This is a genomic window from Flagellimonas olearia, from assembly GCF_009184425.1.
GTDB lineage: Bacteria > Bacteroidota > Bacteroidia > Flavobacteriales > Flavobacteriaceae > Flagellimonas > Flagellimonas olearia.
The window spans coordinates 991,870-1,012,766 of record NZ_WELG01000001.1; the positions used below are offsets into that span (position 1 = coordinate 991,870).

Below are 20,897 nucleotides of genomic sequence, written 5' to 3' on the forward strand. Positions count from 1 at the left end.
GGTCAAGACTCTTTTACGAGAACACTATATGAAAATGAAAAAATTACTTTCTGAATTAATTACATGGTAAATGTACCACCCGTGTTCCCGTAAATGAAATTATTGTTGTGAAGTGCACTTATACTGTGGTTTTCTCGACATTTTGAGGTTATTAAGCATTGAGACTGGATTCCAAAACCTTTATAAACCAAAAAGAGCCTTGCCACTTGGGTCAAGACTCTTTTACGAGAACACTATATGAAAATGAAAAAATTACTTTCTGAATTAATTACATGGTAAATGTACCACCCATGTTCCCGTAAATGAAATTATTGTTGTGAAGTGCCCTTATACTGTGGTTTGCCAAGCTTTTTAGTATACCACATCGATTTACGGTACCGCTTTTACGATGTTTGACAACACCCCGTTCACGTCAAATTCCGGTTCCTCGGCCAAACCGGTCCGTACAACGACCAAGTCCTTGGACGGTATCACAAATACATATTGGCCTTGGTAGCCATTACAGGAGAACAGGTCTTTGGGCACATCGGGGTATTTACCTTCGGCATTCAGCCAAAAGTGGGCTCCATAGGTGCCATCGGAATGTATGGTTGGGGTGGTAATATAATCTACCCACTCCGGAGAAAAGATTTGTTCCCCATTCCATTTACCCCTGTCCAGATACAACTGGCCAAAGCGGGCCCAGTCTCGCGTGCTGGCCCAGGCATAAGAAGATCCCACATAATTTCCGTCAATATCGGCCTCCAATATCATGGAATACATCCCAATCTTATCAATTAAACTGGAATAAGGAAAGTCCAAATATTCCTGATGACTCCTGAACTGTTGTCTGAGTATACCGGAAAGTAGGTTGGTGGTTCCCGAAGAATAGTTCCAAATCTCGGTAGGTGGGGCAATGGCCTTTTTCTCTCTTTGCTTTTGCGTCATATCGCTATCCAAAAACAACATTTGGGTAACGTCGGAAATTCCACTATAATCCTCATCCCATGCCAAACCGCTTTGCATACGAAGCAAATGGTCCAGGGTAATGTCCTTTCGTTCATCGGCTTTCCATTCTGCAATAGGAGCGGGCCAATCCATTTCCAACTTGCCTTGATGTTCCAAAACCCCAAAACAGGTGGCCAGTACACTTTTGGTCATGGACCACCCCAAGATGGGAGTATCCTTGGTGAAGCCCTCTATATATTTTTCGGTGAGTAAATGCCCTTTGTAAAGCACCAAAAGGGTTCGTGTCTTTTGAACTTCAGGATTACCAAAGGCCATGGCCACCGCTTTACTGAGTTGTCCCAAATCCACTTCCTCAAAAATGGAATCCAAAGGTTCTGCCTGTCCGTAAGGGTATGGAATGGTATCCACAATTTTGTTTCGATGGGGGCGAATGGTGAGTTTTTCAGCATCATAACTATCATTGATCAGTACAGTTCCCAATCCATCCCGATATACCGCTGTGCGTTCCATCAACCCATAAACCGTAGAGGACGCCGATTCTGCCACTTCATCCACATGGGTTTCGGCCAACTCGATCAAGGGTACATTATTATCGTATTGATTCATGGATGCGGCCGAACGCTCTGCCACAAAGACCCCAGAGGCCATATTTTTTGCCGCGTACCCTGAGATAATGTTCAATTTGGGATAATTCAAATAGATGACCACTCCCACAATAATGACCAGGAGCAGCAAAACACGTTTAAGTAGTTTCATGGTGTTGGATGTATTTGTAACTTTCTGTTTCTAAATATAAACATTTACCACATGTCCAACATAGGATTGATCATTGAAGAACGCAGCAGGGATATAGGCGATTTTTTGGTGGGAAGACTTATCCCGTTCCGAAAGAAGCGAATGATAGGCCCTTTTATTTTCATAGACCATATGGGACCTACGCAACTGGGGCCACAAAAATATATGGATGTGGACCAACATCCACATATTGGCCTATCCACACTGACGTTTATGTTAGAAGGGGAAATTATCCATAGGGATGGAATGGGAACCCATCAGCGTATTAGCCCAGGTTCGGTAAACTGGATGACGGCAGGGAAGGGGGTGAGCCACACGGAACGTACCCCCGAGGATATGCGCCAGGGAAATGTGTTCACGGCACATGGCTATCAAATATGGGTGGCCTTGCCCAAAGAATTGGAAAACATGGAACCCCAGTTTCATCATATTGAAGGGAAAGACCTCCCCAAATGGAAGGACGAAAGTGCAGAATTCACCTTGGTGGCAGGAGAGGGTTACGGAAAAGTGTCACCGGTTCCGGTGCATTCGCCATTATTTATGATAGAAATAAAAAATGCTGAACCCTATGCACTCCATGTGAATGGGAAACTAAAAGGGGAAATCGGTATCTGCATTGTGGAAGGTGGTATAGAAGCCTGTGGTGAAGTGGTTGAAAAAGGAAACATATTGGTGTCAAAGGTAGAGGACACCTGTAACATCAAGCTGAGCCCAAATACACACCTTTTATTGTTCGGGGGAGAACCCTTCCCGGAAGAGCGTCATATTTTTTGGAACTTTGTCTCGTCAAGCAAGGAAACCATAGAACAAGCCAAGGAAGCGTGGAGAAACAAAACCTTTCCCATGATGACGGATGATGATACTTATGTACCACTTCCTAGCTGATTCCAAGGAATATGTATCTTTAGAAATCGAACATTTGGCCTATTGCGAAAACTACTCTTCATATTTATTCTTGCCATGGCTTGCTCCAAAAAGCCCGAAGCGAAACCTCCCCAATTTGAATGGTTAGGGCACGAGGTAACCGCCTCTGCCTATAATTCGGTCTTCTGGCAAACGGACAGTATTTCCCCTTCCGTAGCGGCATGGGGCGATACGTTAAAACCCGGAATGAAATGCATCGCCGTCTCACGCGACCTCATTAAAATGGGGCTTACACACAATACGATGGTAAAAATAGACACCTTCCCAGATACCTTTTATGTAAAGGACAAAATGCACTGGAAGTGGAAAAACCGGATTGACATCTACATGGGAAAGGATGTAAAAAAAGCGCGGGAATGGGGAAAAAAGAGGCTGCAAATTTGTTATGCTCTCCCTTTGGACACTATTTTTACGCAAAATACCCTTCAATGAAAAAAATACTGCTCCTCTGTTTATTGGCAATCGCAACCTGGTCTTGTTCCGTAAAAAGACAAATTGTGGATATCCCTATCCTTTTCAATGAACAGCGTATAGAACTTACCAAGGAATACTTGGCCCAGCGTTATGAGCTGGAACAGGACACCCCCAATATTGTTCCAAAAATGGTCGTGTTGCACTGGACGGTCATTCCTACCTTGGAAGGATCATTCAGGGCCTTCAACAATCCGACCCTTCCCAACTGGCGTCCCGCATTGGAAAACGTGAGCGGGTTGAACGTTTCTTCCCACTTTTTGGTGGATAGGGACGGTACCATTTACCGGTTGATGCCCGAAACTACGATGGCAAGACACACCATCGGGTTGAACCACTGTGCCATTGGAGTTGAAAATGTGGGTGGGGGCAAAGATTTACCATTGACCAAAGCGCAGCTTAAGTCCAACATTTACTTGGTGGAATATTTGGCATCAAAATACGATATTGAGTACGTTATAGGGCATCAGGAATATACCCAGTTCGAGGGTCATCCTCTTTGGTTGGAGGTTGACGATGGTTACCGTACCACAAAAACAGATCCTGGAATGGACTTTATGGAAAAAGTTCGAAAAGCCACTAAAAAATATAACTTTAAGCCTGTACCCACAAAATAAGATGATGCTAAAAAAACTCTTGCCCCTTGTATTGGTGTTAACCACATTGTCTTTTTATGGACAGGATGCCCTCACCTCACAACTGTATGAAACCTATGAGAAGTACAAGGAGCCTTCTTTGGACAAAAGACGGGTAAAGCATGTGGACATACAGCCCTTGATCCAGCAATTTGATGCAAATCCTAAATTTAAGGTCCAAAAAGTGGGAGAATCCATTGAGGGTAGAAATTTGAATTTAATCAGCATCGGAACAGGAAAAATCAATGTTTTTCTATGGTCACAGATGCACGGCAATGAGCCAACGGCCACCCAGGCTATTTTTGACATCCTTCATTTTCTGGATTCCCAAGATTTCAAGACCGAGAAACAAGACATCCTATCGCAGTTGACCCTTCATTTTTTACCCATGCTCAATCCTGATGGAGCGGAAGTTTTCCAACGCAGGAACACCTTGGGAATAGATATCAACAGGGATGCACTTCGCTTACAATCCCCGGAAGGAAGAGCCTTAAAACGCATACGTGATAGCTTAAATGCCGATTTTGGTTTCAATCTACATGATCAAAGTACCTATTATAATGCAGAGTTGACGGACAAACCGGCTACCATTTCTTATTTGGCAACGGCCTATAATTATGAAAAGGATATCAATGAAATCCGAGCCAATGCCATGAAGGTGATTGTGTATATGAACAAAATTATCCAGAAGTATGCCCCGGGCCAGGTAGGGCGTTACAGTGACGATTTTGAGCCCCGTGCTTTTGGGGACAATATCGCCAAATGGGGGACAAGCCTTATTTTAATAGAATCCGGGGGTTATGCCAATGATGTGGAAAAGCAGGAAATAAGAAAGCTCAACTATGTGTCCATACTCTCTGCACTGCATACCATTGCCAAAGGCACCTTCAAAAGCATTCCCGCTGAGGATTACGAGAAAATACCCCATAACGATCGTAAGCTGTTTGACTTAAAAATTGCCAATGCCACCTACAACCTTTTGGGCAATGAGTATATTCTAGACTTGGGAATCTATCGTAACGAAGTGGACCTCACAGGCCACAATGATTTTTACTACCGCAGTTCAGTGGGGGACCAAGGAGACCTGTCCACTTTTTATGGATATGAAACATTTGACGCTACAGGCTACACCATTGTTCCACCAAGATTGTCAACTATGGAGAATATGACAAATCCATTGGAGCTTCTAAAAGATGGGGTAGCCTACATAAAAGCTCCACTTCCCGAGGAAAAGGCCTGGGTTGATGGCCCTTCCCATCTGGTCGGAGAGGATTTCAAATTGGGAGCGTTTCACCTACAGCCCGGCGTAAATCCCACTTTCTTTTTGAAAAAAGGAGACAAAATTACCCATGCCGTGATCAACGGATTTCTATTGGATTTATCCAAACCCATTGAGACGCAAAACTTTGGAAACTCCTTGATTTATCGCTAATAGCCGTATTGAAAATTGGCCGTGGCCCCATTGATCAGCAATAGGGTCAACATAAAAAACAAGGTACATACAATGGATACAAAAAGGGAAAGTACCAATCTTTTGTATCCCATAGGTAATGGCCCAATGGCACTGTTCTGAATGATTTCTTTTACTACATCCATTTTGTAATTTTTTGAGTTAGACGTTAGTTTTTAGGATGTAATTTAGTTGTGGTCTCTACATAATAAACAACCATTGTTAGAAAAACCCTACCATGGGCCTTGTTGAATCCATCAAAGTTTCAGTATCTTTTCGGAATCTTAAAATCTAGAAACCATCATTACATTATGAAACTAACTTTTTTTGGCCTTTTGTTGGCATGTATCTCGTTAGTGGGCTGTGCCCAACAAAACGCAATCGAATTGTTCAATGGAGAAAATCTGGACGGCTGGACTGTTCATGGAGATGAAAAATGGTATGTGGAAGACGGCCTGCTTATCTGTGAAAGTGGACCAAAAGCCGGGTATGGGTATTTGTCCACCGATGATTTTTATGATGATTTTGAGTTGACCTTGGAATTCAAACAAGAAGCCAATGGCAATAGTGGTGTTTTTATCCGTTCTACCGTTGATGGCACCAAAGTTAGTGGCTGGCAGGTAGAGGTGGCGCCTCCAGGTAAGGATACCGGAGGAATCTACGAATCCTATGGTCGTGGCTGGTTGATCAAACCCGACCCGGAAAAAGACAAGAACCTTAAAATGGGGGAGTGGAATACCATGAAGATCCGTGCAGAGGGATCAAAAATCACCTCATGGCTCAATGGAGTTGAAATGGTTACACTAACCGATGAAAAGATTGGTGAAGGAAAAGGTTCCATTGCACTTCAGATTCATGATGGGGGCGGCATTAAAGTAAACTGGCGCAACATTAAGATTGTACCCTTAAAATCATAAGCACAAAAAAGCCGGAATTAAATTCCGGCTTTTTTTATGTTCAATCAATACTCGTATTATTTCTTTAAAGGAGTGACCACAAAGCTTCTGTACTCAATGGGGCCATGGTCTCCCTGAATCATAAATGGTCCAGGTTCTCCTTCCTTGCTATCCAACGCTCCACCGGTAATCCCAGGAATCGTGGCATCGGTAATCACAGGTTTCCCATTAAGGACCACAGAAACCCTTCGCCCTATCAACGTAATATCATAGGTTTGCCATTCCCCAGCAGATTTGGCTGCATTTTCCGTAGGTTCCAAGAAACCATAGACACCACCAATATAGATGTCCAAAGGCTCCAATCCTTTATCGTCCTCAATTTGCAACTCGTACCTGCCCCGAAGGTAAATACCACTGTTACTTCCTTCGGGATAACGGAACTCCACGTGTAGTTTAAAATCCTGGAATTTTTCATCGGTAATTAAATTGGCTCCAGACTCAGGGCTGGTGAGAATACCATCTTTGACCACCCACTGGTTTGGGTCACGGTCCGTATGCCATCCTGCAAGGTCTTTTCCATTGAACACTTCAATGGGTTTGCCCCATTTTGGATTTTCGGTATAGGCCAGTTTGGGAGCCCTAACGCCTGTCCAATGGTTCACGGACCCATCGGTATAGATCATGGTACCCTTTAGTTTACCGTCCACCAAGGCGCCATGGAAAACCATATCGGTTCCTTCGGGTTCCCATTGACGGGGAATACTGAAAGAAAACTGGTTGTCTCCAAAGGTCTTTACTTCGGCAACTGGTCTAGCACTGCCAAAAGCAAAGACAAAACGACCTATAAGCGTTGCGTGCCCGGAATGTTTGATTTCCAACCAAGATGGAACAGTCTTTCCCTCAAACTCCATTTCCAAATCCCATCGACCTTCCAATGGAATCTTATTTTGGGCATTGGTTACAAAGACGGCCCCAAGGAGCAGGGCACAACATAAAGTGTACAAGGTTTTTTTCCTGAAAGTCATAGTTTGTTTATTAATTATGACGCCCAAGATAGGGATTATTCAAAAGTCCCACTATTCGCAACCTCCGGTAAATCCATTGGCACTGAATTTGGTCTGAACAGCCCCTTTGCTGTTGCCATCGGTCAACTGGATCACCAAGTTGCTTTCGCCACTACCATCACGTTTTGGGGTACAATACTCAAAAAGATAGAAACTGTTGGCCTGTTCTGCCACCCGTTGGGATATCTGATTAAAAGTGTTTTCCAATTCCTCCTTATTGGAAGCAAACACACTGGCCGTCTTCCCAATTTTGGTCAACACCTCTGTATCGATCTCTGCACCAAGTCCAATGGAGAAATAGGAAATGTTTCTATTGGCATCCTCTACGGCTTTTAGCGCATCGGCTTCATTATATCGGGAAGCCTGGTCGGTTCCATCGGTAAACAAAACTACGGATGCTGCCCCAATGATTTCACTATTGTTGTTTTCCTTGAGTAAGTCTTCCGCTATTTTGGTCGACTTGATCACCGCACCGTACAAATCGGTGGAAGGGTCACTACTGATATCGGCAGTGATCCCGTTTACAGCAGCGGTCAATTCTTCAGCAGATGAGGACAAAGGATTCAAGGCATGCAATTCATCTTCCCCATCAAACCAATAAATGGCCATTTTAAATGAGCCCGTTGCCTCTTCACCCGTAGGCATTACATTATTGATAAAACTGATGGAGGCGGATTTTAATTCCTCCAAACTGCCCTCCAATACACTATTGCTCAAATCCAACACCAGTAAAGTATTGTTGTTGAACACTTGGGAGTTTGGGGAAATGCGTGCCTGGGACTCCGAAGAGGATATGATATTGAAACAATCATCGTTCCTACCTTGCTCATAAATGGTAAACTGATCGGCGGTTAATCCAGAAATAGGATTTCCCATATCGTCTGAAACCTTAAATAAGATAGAGACTTTTCCCGGCAAGGTAGTAAACTGGTCCTGTATGGAAAGTAACAACTCATTGTCACTAAAGCCCAGACAGTCATCCGGTTCCTTGCCCTGGCCCAACTCACCGTCATTGATGTTGAAGTTCACATCATCATCAGCATTGCCACAGGCAAAAAAAACGAGGACCAAAGAGGTTAGGAAAAAATAACGAAGTACATTTTTCATTTTCATAAAAGTTAAGGTTCAACATGCAGAACGTTCAATTGGGCCAAAAATTATTCCCAAAATGCGCAATAGATTTAAAGAAAAGTTAAAATAAGTATGTGGCTGTTAAAAAAAGGAGGTTCGATTTAAATTTTGGTAACTTCAACAGCATACAAACTATATTCATTCAAATCAAAAAACTATGCCAACGTATCAAATCAATGTCAACGGCGCATCACAAACAGTGGATGTTGCCGAGGACACCCCTGTTTTATGGGTACTGCGTGACCACCTTGATCTAGTGGGCACTAAGTACGGATGTGGAATAGGCCAATGTGGCGCATGCACCATTCATGTAGATGGCACCGCCATGAGAAGCTGTTCCCTTACCCTTGCCCAGATTGATGGGAAATCCATTACCACCATCGAAGGGCTATCCGAAGATGGCACCCATCCGGTTCAACAAGCTTGGAAAGAAGTGGATGTGCCCCAGTGTGGGTACTGCCAAGCCGGACAGATCATGACTGCTTCGGCCTTTTTGGCCAAGAACCCCAATCCCTCCGAGGAGGACATTGAGAATGCCATGAACGGCAATATCTGCCGATGCGCCACCTACACCAGGATTCGCAAAGCGGTACAGATCGCTGCGGAAAATATGGATTGATACCAGCTTTACACCTAAAAACAGAATCATGTCAACGAACAATACATTCAACACTTTAAATAGAAGGGCCTTTTTGCGCAACTCTTCCTTGGCCGGAGGTGGTCTGCTCATTGGCTTCAACCTTTTCCAGGCGTGCAAACCTAAGGTCATTGCCGAACCCGCCATAGACTTGGCTACTTTGGACTACAATGACTTTAATGCCTTTATCAAAATTGCAGACAATGGTGCGGTCACCATATTTTCCCCCAATCCCGAAGTAGGGCAGGGGGTAAAGACCTCAATGCCCATGATCATTGCCGAAGAACTCGATGTGGCTTGGGACAATGTGTATGTGGAACAAGGTATTCTGGATACCAATAATTACACCCGTCAGGTGGCCGGTGGTAGCCAATCCATCCGATTTGGATGGGATGCCCTGCGCCAGACCGGGGCTGCAGCCAAGCAAATGTTGGTCAGTGCCGCAGCGGCACGCTGGGGTGTGGACCCATCGGAATGTACCGTGAGCGAAGGAATCATCACCAATGCTGCCGGTGAAACACTGGGCTACGGTGATGTGGTGCAAGATGCTGCCCAACTTGAGGTTCCCGAGAATGTTCCCTTGAAGAAAACTTCGGAATACAAGATTATGGGGAAAGACACCCCAAATGTGGATATAGATAAAATCGTCACCGGAAAATCCCTTTATGGGATGGATTACAAGGCGGAAGGCATGGTATATGCCTCAGTGCTTCGTCCACCTGCTTTTGGACAAAAATTGGTTTCCTATGATGATTCCGCAGCAAGGGCCATGCACGGCGTGGTGGATATCTTTACCATTGGGGAGAAGCTTCGCAGTATGGCCGAGGAAAACCCCGGCGTAACCGGAATTATCAGTGATAGCGACAAAGTGGTCGTCTTGGCCAATTCCACATGGGAGGCCATGAAAGCCAAAAATGCCATCAAGGCAGAGTGGGAGCAGGCCACCAAAGCGGAAAGTACCGAAGAACATGACAAGATATTGACCAATCTTTTGGATGGAAATAAATTTGAAACCTTACGATCGGACGGCAATGTGAAAAAAGCCTTGGCAGAGGCGGACCAAGTATTGGAACGCACCTACGAATCCCCTTTCTTGCCGCACAGCTGTATGGAACCCATGAACTTTTTCGCCGATATCACGGATGAAAAAGTCCATTTGGTAGGGCCCATCCAAACCCCGGAACGAACCGCAGGCATGGTATCCCAGCTTTTGGGGCGTGAAGTAGACGACATCCATTTGGAAATGACCCGTATCGGCGGTGGTTTTGGTCGAAGACTGTATGGCAACTTTGCCTTGGAGGCCGCAGAAATTTCGGATAAGGCCAAAAAACCGGTAAAGTTGGTCTTTTCCAGAGAAGAGGATATGGAAGATGGAATCTACCGAATGTCCATCAAGTACCGTATCAAAGCTGGAGTGAAAGATGGAAAGGTAACGGCCTACCATTTGAAAGAGGCCGCCGTAAATTCCAACATGTACGGATTGGTGCCCAATTTCTTCCCCGCAGGTGCCATTGAAAATTACCAAGTGGATACCGCCAAATATGACAGTAACATTACCACAGGAGCATGGCGTGCGCCCTATACCAACTTTTTGGCCTATGCCGAACAAAGTTTCTTTGATGAGCTGGCCGAGTTGATGGAAGTGGACAAGATACAATTGCGATTGGATTTATTGGATAATGTAAAACCTGATGAGGATGAACGTATCCAATACTCCCCAGAACGAATGAAAGAGGTCATCAAGGTGGCGGTCGAGAAATCAGGTTGGGGCAATAAACCAGAGCATGTGCACCAAGGTTTTGTGAACTATTATTGCCACAACACCCACGTGGCCGAAGTCGCCGATGTGGAAATTGAAAATGGCGAGCCAGTACTGAAAAAAATTACCTGTGTGGTGGACTGCGGTATCGTAGTGAATCCAATAGGGGCCAAAAATTTGGTGGAAGGTGGCGTATTGGACGGAATAGGACATTCCCTATTCGGGGAATTAGCGTTCAAGGACGGAAAACCCACCGCCAACAATTTTGACCGATATCGATTGTTACGCATAAAAGAGGCACCAATTGTGGAAACCCATTTTATAGACAACGGACTTTCACCAACCGGTCTGGGCGAACCTGCGCTGCCTCCGGCAGCGGGAGCAGTGGCCAATGCTTTTAAATCCGCCACGGGAAACAGACTTTATAAACAACCATTTACCAAAACACCAGAACTCTTAAAAGTACCAGAAAAGGAAATTATAGGTTGATCATATGACGATACTTTTGTTTGGAATCACGAAGGACATTGTGGGTAGTCCCACTTTGTCCGTTCCCACATCCAGTGTAACCGGTAAACAAATACCCAAAACCGTAAGGGAATTAAAACAGTTTTTGGGAAACAACTACCCAGAACTTAACAAATTGTCCTCCTTGGCTGTGGCCGTAAACCACAACTATGCCGATGATGACGATGCTATCAATTCCTACGATGAGATTGCGCTTATCCCCCCAGTGAGTGGGGGATAATCCGCATAAAATGGGTATCTTTCCCATACAAAGCAATTATTTGGATTTATGTTGATAGACAATCACGGAAGACAAATCAATTATCTACGATTGGCGGTAACCGATAGATGCAACCTGCGTTGTAACTATTGCATGCCTTCCGAAGGAATAGACTTTGTCCAAAATGATAGATTACTCTCCATTCCGGAACTCAAAAAAGTTAGCGAGATTCTGGTTTCCCAGGGCATCGATAAAATTCGCATCACGGGAGGAGAGCCGTTTGTACGTAAGGATTTAATGGTGTTGTTACGCCATTTGGCACAGCTGGAAGGGCTCAAGGACATTTCGGTCACGACCAATGCCACATTGATTGGCCCCCATATCGATGAACTCAAAGCATTGGGGATTACCAACATTAATGTAAGCTTGGATTCCATTAACCGGGAAACGTTTGAGCGCATTACCCGAAGGAAACAGTTTGATACCGTCCACGACAATTTAATCCGATTAATAACCGAAGGTTTTAATGTGCGAATCAATTTCATTGTTTTGGAAGGACAGAACGAACAGGATATCATCCCTATTCTGGATGTCATGAAACACCATGAGGTCTCTGTCCGGTTTTTGGAAGAGATGCCATTCAATGGGGGAAGCAAAAACTTCAATACCATCAAATGGAACTACAAGGCCATATTGGAGCACATCGCAGGTACTTTTCCCAATTACCAAAAATTGGAATCACCCAAAGAGTCTACTTCCATTAATTATAAGATTGATGGCCATAAAGGGACTTTTGGCATTATCCCATCGTTCAGTAGAACATTTTGTGGCAGTTGCAACCGTTTGCGGATTACCGCAACCGGGGATGTCATTACCTGCTTGTACGGAAAACCGAAAGCCAATCTTAGGGATATGATTCGAGAAGAATCTTCCGAAGAGAAGGTAAAAGAAACCATTTTAAAAACCATTGGTTCGAGGGCCAAAACAGGATTTGAAGCGCAAAACGAGCATTCCAATACTGTTTTTGACAATTCAATGACCTCAATTGGTGGTTAGATGATCTATTCTTGATCTAACTATGGAAAAAACAGCACCCAAATTATACGGATTGGTCCTAGCGGGAGGAAAAAGTACCCGGATGGGGTCGGATAAAGGCTTGATTACCTACCATGATGTTCCTCAGCAAGAATACCTCTACCAGTTATTGGAGCAACTATGCGATGTGGTTTTCTTGAGTGTTCGTGAAGAACAGGAATCCAGTGTGGACAAAGCCTATAAGACCATTGTGGACAAAAATGAATATCGCGGTCCTTTCAATGGTATTCTTAGTGCCCATGCGTCACATCCAAATGCAGCTTGGTTGGTATTGGCCTGCGATCTCCCCCTGTTGGATCTGGAAAGTATAAAACAATTGGTGGAACAAAGGGATTCCGATTCCTCGGCTACTTCCTTTGCCACCAACCAAACAAAGCTTCCCGAGCCTTTGATTACCATTTGGGAACCCGAAGGGCTTCAAAAAGCCATAACCCACTTGGAAACATCGGAAAGTTCCTGCCCCAGAAAATTTCTGCTCAATACAAACACTAAATTGGTGTTTCCCCAGCAAGACGAGGTGTTGTACAATGCCAATTCACTATCGGAATACGAGTTTGCGAAATCCAAAATCGCTTTGAACCATGGAGAATAGGTACATCAGACAGACCCAGCTGAAGGATTTTGGCGTGGAAGGACAGCAAAAGCTGGCCAATGCAAAAGTCTTGGTCGTGGGATTGGGTGGACTGGGCTTGCCCGCCTTACAGTACCTCAATGCCATGGGTGTGGGCACTTTGGGGTTGATGGATCAAGATACTGTTGAATTACATAATCTGCAAAGACAAACGCTCTACACCGAAAAAGATGTGGGAAAGTTAAAACTGGAGGTGGCCCATGAGAAATTGAGTGCCCAAAATTCGGGCACGCAATTTATTTTACACGACACCTTTTTGACCAAGGATAATGCCTTGGAGGTCATAAAGTCATATGATTTGGTGCTGGACGCCACTGATAATTTTCCAACACGGTATCTCATCAACGACGCTTGTGTTATTTTGGAAAAACCATTTGTCTATGGTGCCTTGCACAGTTTTGAAGGACATGTGAGCGTGTTCAATTACAACAATGGCCCCACCTATCGCTGTTTATATCCCAAAATGCCAAGTCCACAAGAAGTGCCCAATTGCAATGAAAATGGAGTTTTGGGGGTAATTCCCGGAATCATTGGCACCCTTCAAGCTCTGGAAGTTGTAAAGGTATTGACCGGAATAGGAGAAGTCTTGTCAGGAAAATTATTGCTTTTTGATGGTCTCAGCCAACAATTCACCAAGATTGGTTTTAAAGCCAAACCTAAAAACCATAACATCAAAAAATTACAAGACCAATACGAATCCTTGGATTGTGGTTTGGTTCCATCAATATCTGCTGAAGAATTCCAGATTCTGCTAGAATCCCAACAAAGTATCCTTGTATTGGATGTCCGTACTCCTGAGGAGTTTATCGGTCAACATCTGAATGAATCCATCAACACCCCTTTAGGTCAGTTGGAATCGGTATCAGAACACGTTGATGGCGTGGAAGAAGTGTATGTAATATGCCAATCAGGAAAACGCAGCGAACAAGCCATACAGGAACTGGAACCCATTTATCCCACCAAAAGATTCTACAACGTTTTAGGTGGTATGAACAAAATGAAGACCCTATGTCCTTAGCTTCCGGAGATTTTATTTTACTGACCCTCGCCTTCTTTGTGGTTGCTACTTTATATTCCGCTGTTGGCTTTGGAGGCGGCTCCAGCTACTTGGCCATTCTCACCTTGGTCTTGACCAGTTTCTTTGCCATCCGAACAACAGCTTTGCTGTGTAACCTTACCGTGGTTACGGGAAGCTGCTACCTCTATTACAAGAATGGGCATTTGCCCCTGAAAAAATTCATCCCATTTGTGGTCACCAGTATTCCCATGGCCTTTTTGGGGGCTTCATTCCGGTTGAAAGAGCAGGTTTTCTTCATTTTGTTGGCCTTGGCCTTGATCGTATCAGCCATTGCACTGATTTACCAAACTCTTTCCCTGCGTTCCAACTTCAATGTAAAGGAATATCCAAGCTATGTTTCCTATTTACTGGGAGCAGGTATAGGCCTTTTATCCGGTTTGGTAGGTATTGGCGGAGGGATATTCTTGGCGCCCGTACTGAACCATATGAAATGGGACAAACCGATTGTCATTGCCTCTTTGGCCAGTTTTTTCATCTTGGTCAATTCCGTTTCCGGTATTGGAGGATTGTTTGTCAGTGACTCCTTCGAAATCTTCTGGCCCGAAATATTGGGGCTGCTATTTGCCGTATTGATGGGTGGACAGCTAGGAGTACGACTCAGTATCGGAAAACTATCCGCAAAACGCATTCGAATGTTGACCGGTTTTCTGGTGCTGTTTGTAGGGATTCGGGTACTGCTTAAAAACGGATTGGAAATAAACCTCTTTTCATGATCGGATTCAACGATGCGCTAAATAAAGTTCTGGAGCATGCACAAGACTATGGAAATGAAATAGTTTCCCTTGACGAGTCCCACGGAAGGGTATTGGCCGAAACCATTTTGGCCGATAGGGATTTTCCTCCTTTTGACCGATCTACCAAAGATGGGATTGCCATCCGTTTTGACTCGCTAAAATCCACAGGGCAAACCTTTGAATCCGAAGGTGTGGCGCAGGCCGGAAGTCCACAAGTAATTTTGAATCACAACGAGCATTGTATTGAGGTGATGACCGGTGCCATAGTTCCCAAGAACACCGACACGGTGATCATGTACGAGCACACTTCAAAGTCGGGTGACATATTTACAGTTGAGAAGTCTATTAAAAAAGGTCAAAATATACATTATCAAGGTAGTGACATTAATCAAGGTAAAGTTTTACTTCAACCTGGGATTTTTATTACTTCTGCTGAAATCGGGGTGTTGGCCTCGGTGGGAAAAACGCAGGTCTTGGTAAAAAAACTTCCCAGAATCGCGGTCATTTCCACAGGAAATGAATTAGTGAATGTAGAGGAAATCCCGTTACCATTTCAAATTAGAAAGTCCAACTCCCATTCCCTTTATGCGCTTTTGGAAACGGAAGGTATCGCTGCGGACCTCCATCACCTTGTTGACGAACCTTCGGTAATCCAAAAAGCATTGGAACGTTTGATCAAAACCTATGATGTCCTGCTCCTCAGTGGAGGCGTTTCCATGGGGAAGTTCGATTTCTTGCCAGAAGCCTTTGCAGCGCTGGGTGTGGAAAAAGCCTTTCATAAAGTATTGCAGCGCCCGGGAAAACCATTTTGGTTTGGAAAGCATAGCGAATATAAGACGCTTTTATTTTCATTTCCAGGAAACCCTGTATCGACCTTTGTCAACTATCATTTGTATTTTAAGGCTTGGCTTAACAAAACTTTGGGTAGGGTAGCACCACAATTTACCGTAATTTTAAGTGACTCCTTTACCAATGAAACAGATTTGACCCTATTCATTGGGGCCAAAATTGATATGAAGGAAGGAAGATTGATGGCTAAAGTTCTGTCATCATCCGGTTCTGGAGATTTGGTTGGACTTTCCAAGGTAGATGGATTCGTATTGATTCCTCCAAAGGAAACCCTGCAGAAAGAAGCTAAAGCAATGTTTATACCCACTCGAAATCTTTGGCAATGACACACGAGTTAAAAACTATCATTCAAAACTATCAGGAAAGGGGAGAGGCCACTGTTCTGGCCACCGTGGTCGCTTTGGATGGCTCATCGTATCGTAGACCGGGTGTCCGAATGCTGATTTTTGAAAATGGGGACATGGTAGGCGCTGTGAGTGGGGGATGCGTGGAAAAAGAAGTGTTACGACAAGCCCAAACCGTCTTTACCACAGGAGTATCCCGAGTCATGGTTTATGACGGACGTTACCGCTTAGGTTGTGAGGGTATCCTATACATCTTATTGGAGACCTTTAAACCCAATGAATCCTTTTTGACCCGTTTCTGGAATGCCATTGAAAACAGAGACCCCTTCCAAATCAATTCCTACTACCAAAAAGAGCAGAGTGATAACGCCAACTATCATTCCGAGTTCCAGTTTGGGGACGATATGTTCCCTGTGACCGATGAAGTTGGGTCAAAAGAAGGGCTTTCCATTTTTGAACAGGAAACGCAGCCTTGCTTTCAGTTGCTTATCATAGGCGCTGAGCACGATGCCGTTCAATTGTGTAAATATGCGGCACTTACGGGCTGGGAGGTAAGCGTAGTGACCAACCCGAGGGAAGAAAAATCGGAAAAGGATTTCCCCGGCATCCATAAACTCATTCAGGTGGAGCCTGAAGCATTTCAATATAGTCTAGATCCACAAACGGCCGTGGTCATTATGACCCATAGTTTTGTCAAGGACCTACAATTCGTGATGGCCCTAAAGGATGAACTTGGCGCTTATATTGGACTATTGGGACCTTTTAAACGAAGGGAAAAACTATTTGATGAACTCTTGGAACGTTGCCCTGATGTTTCGGAAACGTTTCTGGACCAAATCCATGGGCCTGCCGGTATTGATATCGGTGCAGAAACCCCTCAGGAGATCGTCATCTCCATCTTATCCGAAATCCTATCCGTGATCAACAAAAAGGAGCCACAGCTCCTGAAGGACAAAATGGGAAAAATACATACCTAGCATGACCAATATTTCTATTTTGATATTGGCAGCTGGAGCCTCTTCTCGAATGAAGGGCAAGGCCAAACAATTGCTCCCATGGAAAGACACCACACTCTTGGGACATGCAATGGAACAAGCTAGGGAAGTCTCTGATTCTGTTACTGTGGTACTTGGGGCCCGTGCAGAGCTCATCCAAAACGCTATTCCCGGCACAGTTGAATCCATCCAAAATTCCGACTGGGAATTGGGAATGGGAAGTTCCATCTCCAAAGGTGTACAACATGTTTTGAAAGAGAACCCCTCCGCGGATGGCATATTGATCATGTTGGTGGACCAACCCTTATTGGGCGCGGCTTACCTGAACCAACTCAAAAGTGAGTTTGAAAAAGAACTGTCCAAGATTACGGCCACAGCTTACGGGGAGAAAATAGGTGTTCCGGCCATTTTTCCCAAACATCTATTCTTGGAGCTTACCCAGTTGAACGGAGATATTGGGGCAAGACAGCTCATTAAAGCCCATGAAACGCAAACCGCAGTCCTTCAACCAGAAGGGCAAGAAATTGATATTGACACCATAGAAACCTATAACCAATTAACCAAAACCACACCATGAAAATTAAAAGCATAGCTTTTTCCCTTACATTTTTCACTGCTCTTTTAACCGCTAATGCGCAAGAAATGGGATTTGAGGAATACAACCCAAAGTCCACTTTGGTGGTTCCCGAACATCCTGTGGAACGGGCCAAATTCACCTTTATCGATGTACATAGCCATCAGTTCCGTATGGGGTCCCAAGATTTGTCGACCTTGGTAAGGGACATGGATAAACTCAATGAGGGCATTATGGTGAATCTGAGCGGAGGCTCTGGAGAAGAGCTGAAAGCCAAATTGAAGAACGTAAACCAGCACTATCCCAATCGGTTTGCCGTTTTTGCCAATGTGGACTTTAGTGGAGTGGGAACACCCAACTGGGGAGAACGTGCCGCAGCACAGCTGGAAGAGGATGTGAAAAGCGGCGCCAAAGGTTTAAAGGTGTACAAAAGTTTAGGGCTGCGAAACAGTGATGTGAATGGGAAGCGGATAGCCGTTGATGACCCACGATTAGATCCCATTTGGGCAAAATGTGCCGAACTGGGCATCCCTGTATTGATTCACTCGGCTGACCCAAAATCATTCTGGGACCCCATGGACAGCGACAATGAACGATGGTTGGAGCTCAAGACCCATCCCGGACGTAAGCGCTCAGCGACTGACCCCGCCCCATGGCAACAGATTATTGATGAACAACATCGAATGTTCAAAAAACATCCGAAAACCAAGTTCATTAATGCACACATGGGATGGTACGCCAATAATTTGGATAAATTGGAGGCCTGCATGGAAGAAATGCCCAATATGTATGTGGGTATTGGAGCCATTATTGCCGAGTTGGGGAGGCAACCCAAACGAGCGCGGGCATTTTTTATAAAATACCAAGATCGGATACTATTCGGAAAGGATAGTTGGAAACCTGAAGAGTTTCCTACCTATTTCAGGGTTTTGGAAACCGCCGATGAGTATTTTCCCTATTACAAAAAATACCATGCGTTTTGGGCGATGTATGGGTTGGACTTGCCAGACGAAGTCCTTAAAAAAGTATATTACAAGAATGCATTGAATCTCATTCCTGGTTTGGACCGATCACTATTCAAAGAATAGCTTACTTTCTTGGGATACTTTTATTGATGCGAAGTCCCTCCGTATCCAAATCCTGAAAAATTCCACATGACACTTGTCTTTTGACCAATGTCCTGGATTTTTTTCGTTTGGTCAATGCTTCTATTTCCCTGTTTAAAAATTGCATCGAAGTTGTTTTTTGTGTTAAACGAAATCCAATCAAATTTATTTTCTGGCACTCAAGGGGTTTCCATTTTTTTGGTGATATATTCCAAGGCGCCCATCCTGCTCATTTTCAAAATAAGACAGGCCGTGGGCAGGTTATCTTCTTCAATGGCGCGCAGGATTGCCTCGTTTTGCTGCTTCATTCCTGCATAAAAAGAAAGGTCTTTTACCAATCCTTGCTCGTAAAAGCGTAACCTGAGTTTTAGGTTGTCCAAGGTTTGCAATAGAATGGTATTGGTACAATTCTGCACCAACAAATCATGAAAGGCAAACCGAAGGTTTAAACATTCCATGGGATTCTTTTCAATATCGAACAAATGCAACGTTTGCTGTAATGACTCCAAGGAGTTAACCGCAAAACTGGAATCTTCCAAGGCCATCACCTCCAGTTGTGCTATGGTCTCATATAGATTCTTGGCTTCCTCTTCACTCAATTGGGCGACCACAAAACCCCTATTTCTAACCGCCTTGATCACCCCGGCATAAGCCAATTGACTCAAAGCTTCCCGAATTGGGGTAACACTTATTCCAATTTCCCGGGACAGTTGGGCCAAATTAATAGTTCTACCCACTTCCAACGCTCCTTTTTGGATTTGGACAAGGAGATGGTTTTTCACTGTATCCCGAAGGGCACCAATCGGATTCATATCCCTAAAATACAAATCCTTAGCTTAACCTTTCTAAATTCGTCAATGAAGAATCAATTAGTTTGCATCCAAGTAAGTACCTAGATTGCCCAATGCACCATCCCAGAATTTTTCATAGAATTTCATCCACTCTGAAACTTGTTTGAGCGGTTGCACATCGGCCAAACAAAATCGCTCCCTTCCCTTTGTGGTAATATCCACCAAGCCAACCTCTTCCAAGGTCTTGATATGCTTGGTCACCCCTTGCCTGCTCATACTAAACTGACCACAAATCTGTGTAATGGATAGGGCAGAGGTTGCAATGACCAAGGCGTGAAATATTTCACGCCTTGTTGGGTCGGCAATGGCCTTGAGGATTTTTGTAATGTTATCTTGCATGTACTTCCTCCATTAAAAATGATTCGAGATCGTTTACACAGTGGTCCCAACCTGAATTGAAACTATTGAAAAAGGTAACCGCAAAACTCTCTGGGTAGTTTGAGATACCGGAATGTTCAAGACATAGCTTTGTCCCGCCATTGATTTCCTGTAGCTCCCAACGAACCACGGTGTCAACATTGGTATCCATCACAACCCATGTGTAAATCAAAATGTAGGGGTCCGCACTTTTCACTTCACCGGTAATTTGGGTACAGTCCGCTTCTCCGCTGGACTGAAAAGTGTACTTAAAGCCTTTTTCGGCTTTAAAATTTGTTTTCAAAAACCATTTGGAGATCTCTTCTGCTTTGGTAATGGCATCCCAAACTTTTTGGATGGGATGGGCAAATACATGCTCTTTTTTGATTACATCATTCATATCTATCGTTTTTTGATTATATTCATGCAACTTATTGGTTGCTAATTTACGAAAGTTTTTAAAACAAGCAACTTTTTGGTTGCATATTTTGATTATACCATGAATTCATCAGGATACTCAGGAACCCCGCTAGCCAAAAAACTAGGTATTAAAGAAGACTTTTCCGTTTTGGTACTCAAAGCTCCGGAACAATATTGGTCGCTCTTCACTGACCTTCCCGATAACTTGACCATTGAACAGGGCTTTGGAAAGTACAAAATGGATTTCATCCATCTTTTTCTCACTACCCAAGAGGAAATGCTTTTACAGTCCGAGCCTTGCAAAGAACATCTAAAACCCAACGGTAGTTTGTGGGTGAGTTGGCCCAAGGGAACCTCCAAAATCTAAACAGATCTCAATAGAGAGCGTATTCGCGAGCATTTACTTTCCATCGGTCTTGTGGACAC

The 20,897-nt window shown here is 44.1% G+C and carries 25 protein-coding genes; 17 read left to right on the plus strand and 8 right to left on the minus strand.

The window, feature by feature from the left end; translation table 11 throughout:
- Positions 1-369: 369 nt before the first annotated feature.
- On the minus strand, positions 370-1,704 hold the full coding sequence (locus F8C76_RS04190; RefSeq protein WP_152130587.1) for a serine hydrolase domain-containing protein: 1,335 nt from the start codon (positions 1,702-1,704) through the stop codon (positions 370-372).
- 51 nt (positions 1,705-1,755) lie between these two features.
- Here F8C76_RS04190 and F8C76_RS04195 point away from each other — a divergent pair, with 51 nt between their 5' ends.
- The 4 genes from F8C76_RS04195 to F8C76_RS04210 are packed head-to-tail and all read left to right on the plus strand — an operon-like array spanning position 1,756 to position 5,205.
- Positions 1,756-2,628 carry a pirin family protein gene (locus F8C76_RS04195; protein ID WP_152130588.1) on the plus strand — a complete coding sequence of 291 codons (873 nt, stop codon included), beginning with the start codon at positions 1,756-1,758 and terminating at the stop codon, positions 2,626-2,628.
- Between the two features lie 42 nt (positions 2,629-2,670).
- The gene (locus tag F8C76_RS04200; RefSeq protein ID WP_249042358.1) at positions 2,671-3,099 is read left to right on the plus strand and encodes a 3D domain-containing protein; all 429 of its coding nucleotides are present in this window, start codon (positions 2,671-2,673) and stop codon (positions 3,097-3,099) included.
- Positions 3,096-3,755, plus strand: a complete 660-nt coding sequence (locus tag F8C76_RS04205) for a peptidoglycan recognition protein family protein (protein WP_129652337.1) — start codon at positions 3,096-3,098, stop codon at positions 3,753-3,755. The genes F8C76_RS04200 and F8C76_RS04205 overlap by 4 nt, the downstream gene beginning before the upstream one ends.
- A 4-nt stretch (positions 3,756-3,759) precedes the next feature.
- On the plus strand, positions 3,760-5,205 hold the full coding sequence (locus F8C76_RS04210; protein WP_152131468.1) for a M14 family zinc carboxypeptidase: 1,446 nt from the start codon (positions 3,760-3,762) through the stop codon (positions 5,203-5,205).
- On the opposite strand, the gene F8C76_RS18680 is transcribed toward F8C76_RS04210, so the two are convergent.
- The gene (locus tag F8C76_RS18680; RefSeq protein ID WP_170283973.1) at positions 5,202-5,369 is read right to left on the minus strand and encodes a hypothetical protein; all 168 of its coding nucleotides are present in this window, start codon (positions 5,367-5,369) and stop codon (positions 5,202-5,204) included. The two genes, F8C76_RS04210 and F8C76_RS18680, sit on opposite strands and share 4 nt — an antisense overlap.
- A 165-nt stretch (positions 5,370-5,534) precedes the next feature.
- Between F8C76_RS18680 and F8C76_RS04215 the strand changes: the two genes are divergently transcribed.
- A complete protein-coding gene (locus tag F8C76_RS04215) occupies positions 5,535-6,140 on the plus strand; it encodes a 3-keto-disaccharide hydrolase (RefSeq protein WP_129652339.1) in 606 nt (201 codons plus the stop codon).
- 56 nt (positions 6,141-6,196) lie between these two features.
- Here F8C76_RS04215 and F8C76_RS04220 read toward each other — a convergent pair whose 3' ends face one another.
- A complete protein-coding gene (locus F8C76_RS04220; RefSeq protein ID WP_152130589.1) occupies positions 6,197-7,144 on the minus strand; it encodes a 3-keto-disaccharide hydrolase in 948 nt (315 codons plus the stop codon).
- 51 nt (positions 7,145-7,195) lie between these two features.
- A complete protein-coding gene (locus F8C76_RS04225) occupies positions 7,196-8,296 on the minus strand; it encodes a vWA domain-containing protein (RefSeq protein ID WP_439108293.1) in 1,101 nt (366 codons plus the stop codon).
- 175 nt (positions 8,297-8,471) lie between these two features.
- On the opposite strand from F8C76_RS04225, the gene F8C76_RS04230 reads away from it, so the two are divergent.
- Genes F8C76_RS04230 through F8C76_RS04280 form a run of 11 tightly spaced genes read left to right on the plus strand, consistent with a single transcriptional unit; the run spans position 8,472 to position 18,825 of the window.
- Positions 8,472-8,933 (plus strand): (2Fe-2S)-binding protein, encoded by a 462-nt coding sequence (locus tag F8C76_RS04230; protein ID WP_152130591.1) that lies wholly within the window; start codon positions 8,472-8,474, stop codon positions 8,931-8,933.
- A gap of 28 nt (positions 8,934-8,961) precedes the next feature.
- On the plus strand, positions 8,962-11,199 hold the full coding sequence (locus F8C76_RS04235; protein ID WP_152130592.1) for a xanthine dehydrogenase family protein molybdopterin-binding subunit: 2,238 nt from the start codon (positions 8,962-8,964) through the stop codon (positions 11,197-11,199).
- A gap of 4 nt (positions 11,200-11,203) precedes the next feature.
- Positions 11,204-11,458: a MoaD/ThiS family protein gene (locus F8C76_RS04240; RefSeq protein ID WP_152130593.1), complete on the plus strand. Its 255-nt coding sequence runs from the start codon at positions 11,204-11,206 to the stop codon at positions 11,456-11,458.
- Between the two features lie 48 nt (positions 11,459-11,506).
- The gene (gene moaA / locus F8C76_RS04245; RefSeq protein ID WP_152130594.1) at positions 11,507-12,493 is read left to right on the plus strand and encodes a GTP 3',8-cyclase MoaA; all 987 of its coding nucleotides are present in this window, start codon (positions 11,507-11,509) and stop codon (positions 12,491-12,493) included.
- A gap of 22 nt (positions 12,494-12,515) precedes the next feature.
- Complete coding sequence (locus tag F8C76_RS04250; RefSeq protein WP_152130595.1) at positions 12,516-13,124, plus strand: NTP transferase domain-containing protein; 609 nt, start codon at positions 12,516-12,518, stop codon at positions 13,122-13,124.
- Entirely contained in the window at positions 13,114-14,181 is a 1,068-nt protein-coding gene (gene moeB, locus F8C76_RS04255; RefSeq protein ID WP_152130596.1) for a HesA/MoeB/ThiF family protein, read from the plus strand. The genes F8C76_RS04250 and moeB overlap by 11 nt, the downstream gene beginning before the upstream one ends.
- Entirely contained in the window at positions 14,172-14,954 is a 783-nt protein-coding gene (locus tag F8C76_RS04260; protein ID WP_152130597.1) for a sulfite exporter TauE/SafE family protein, read from the plus strand. Before moeB ends, F8C76_RS04260 begins: the two co-directional genes overlap by 10 nt.
- Positions 14,951-16,150 carry a molybdopterin molybdotransferase MoeA gene (locus tag F8C76_RS04265; protein ID WP_152130598.1) on the plus strand — a complete coding sequence of 400 codons (1,200 nt, stop codon included), beginning with the start codon at positions 14,951-14,953 and terminating at the stop codon, positions 16,148-16,150. Before F8C76_RS04260 ends, F8C76_RS04265 begins: the two co-directional genes overlap by 4 nt.
- On the plus strand, positions 16,147-17,145 hold the full coding sequence (locus F8C76_RS04270; protein WP_152130599.1) for an XdhC family protein: 999 nt from the start codon (positions 16,147-16,149) through the stop codon (positions 17,143-17,145). The genes F8C76_RS04265 and F8C76_RS04270 overlap by 4 nt, the downstream gene beginning before the upstream one ends.
- A 1-nt stretch (position 17,146) precedes the next feature.
- Complete coding sequence (locus F8C76_RS04275; RefSeq protein WP_152130600.1) at positions 17,147-17,740, plus strand: nucleotidyltransferase family protein; 594 nt, start codon at positions 17,147-17,149, stop codon at positions 17,738-17,740.
- Positions 17,737-18,825 (plus strand): amidohydrolase family protein, encoded by a 1,089-nt coding sequence (locus F8C76_RS04280; protein WP_152130601.1) that lies wholly within the window; start codon positions 17,737-17,739, stop codon positions 18,823-18,825. The genes F8C76_RS04275 and F8C76_RS04280 overlap by 4 nt, the downstream gene beginning before the upstream one ends.
- A 1-nt stretch (position 18,826) precedes the next feature.
- Here F8C76_RS04280 and F8C76_RS18685 read toward each other — a convergent pair whose 3' ends face one another.
- Genes F8C76_RS18685 through F8C76_RS04295 form a run of 4 tightly spaced genes read right to left on the minus strand, consistent with a single transcriptional unit; the run spans position 18,827 to position 20,451 of the window.
- Positions 18,827-18,970 (minus strand): hypothetical protein, encoded by a 144-nt coding sequence (locus F8C76_RS18685; RefSeq protein WP_170283974.1) that lies wholly within the window; start codon positions 18,968-18,970, stop codon positions 18,827-18,829.
- A 52-nt stretch (positions 18,971-19,022) separates the two neighbouring features.
- Complete coding sequence (locus F8C76_RS04285) at positions 19,023-19,655, minus strand: GntR family transcriptional regulator (RefSeq protein WP_152130602.1); 633 nt, start codon at positions 19,653-19,655, stop codon at positions 19,023-19,025.
- Positions 19,656-19,712: 57 nt separating this feature from the next.
- Positions 19,713-20,033 (minus strand): ArsR/SmtB family transcription factor, encoded by a 321-nt coding sequence (locus F8C76_RS04290; protein ID WP_152130603.1) that lies wholly within the window; start codon positions 20,031-20,033, stop codon positions 19,713-19,715.
- Entirely contained in the window at positions 20,023-20,451 is a 429-nt protein-coding gene (locus tag F8C76_RS04295; RefSeq protein WP_152130604.1) for an SRPBCC family protein, read from the minus strand. Before F8C76_RS04295 ends, F8C76_RS04290 begins: the two co-directional genes overlap by 11 nt.
- A gap of 99 nt (positions 20,452-20,550) precedes the next feature.
- Here F8C76_RS04295 and F8C76_RS04300 point away from each other — a divergent pair, with 99 nt between their 5' ends.
- Positions 20,551-20,838 carry a hypothetical protein gene (locus F8C76_RS04300; protein WP_211372114.1) on the plus strand — a complete coding sequence of 96 codons (288 nt, stop codon included), beginning with the start codon at positions 20,551-20,553 and terminating at the stop codon, positions 20,836-20,838.
- The last annotated feature ends 59 nt before the right edge of the window (positions 20,839-20,897 follow it).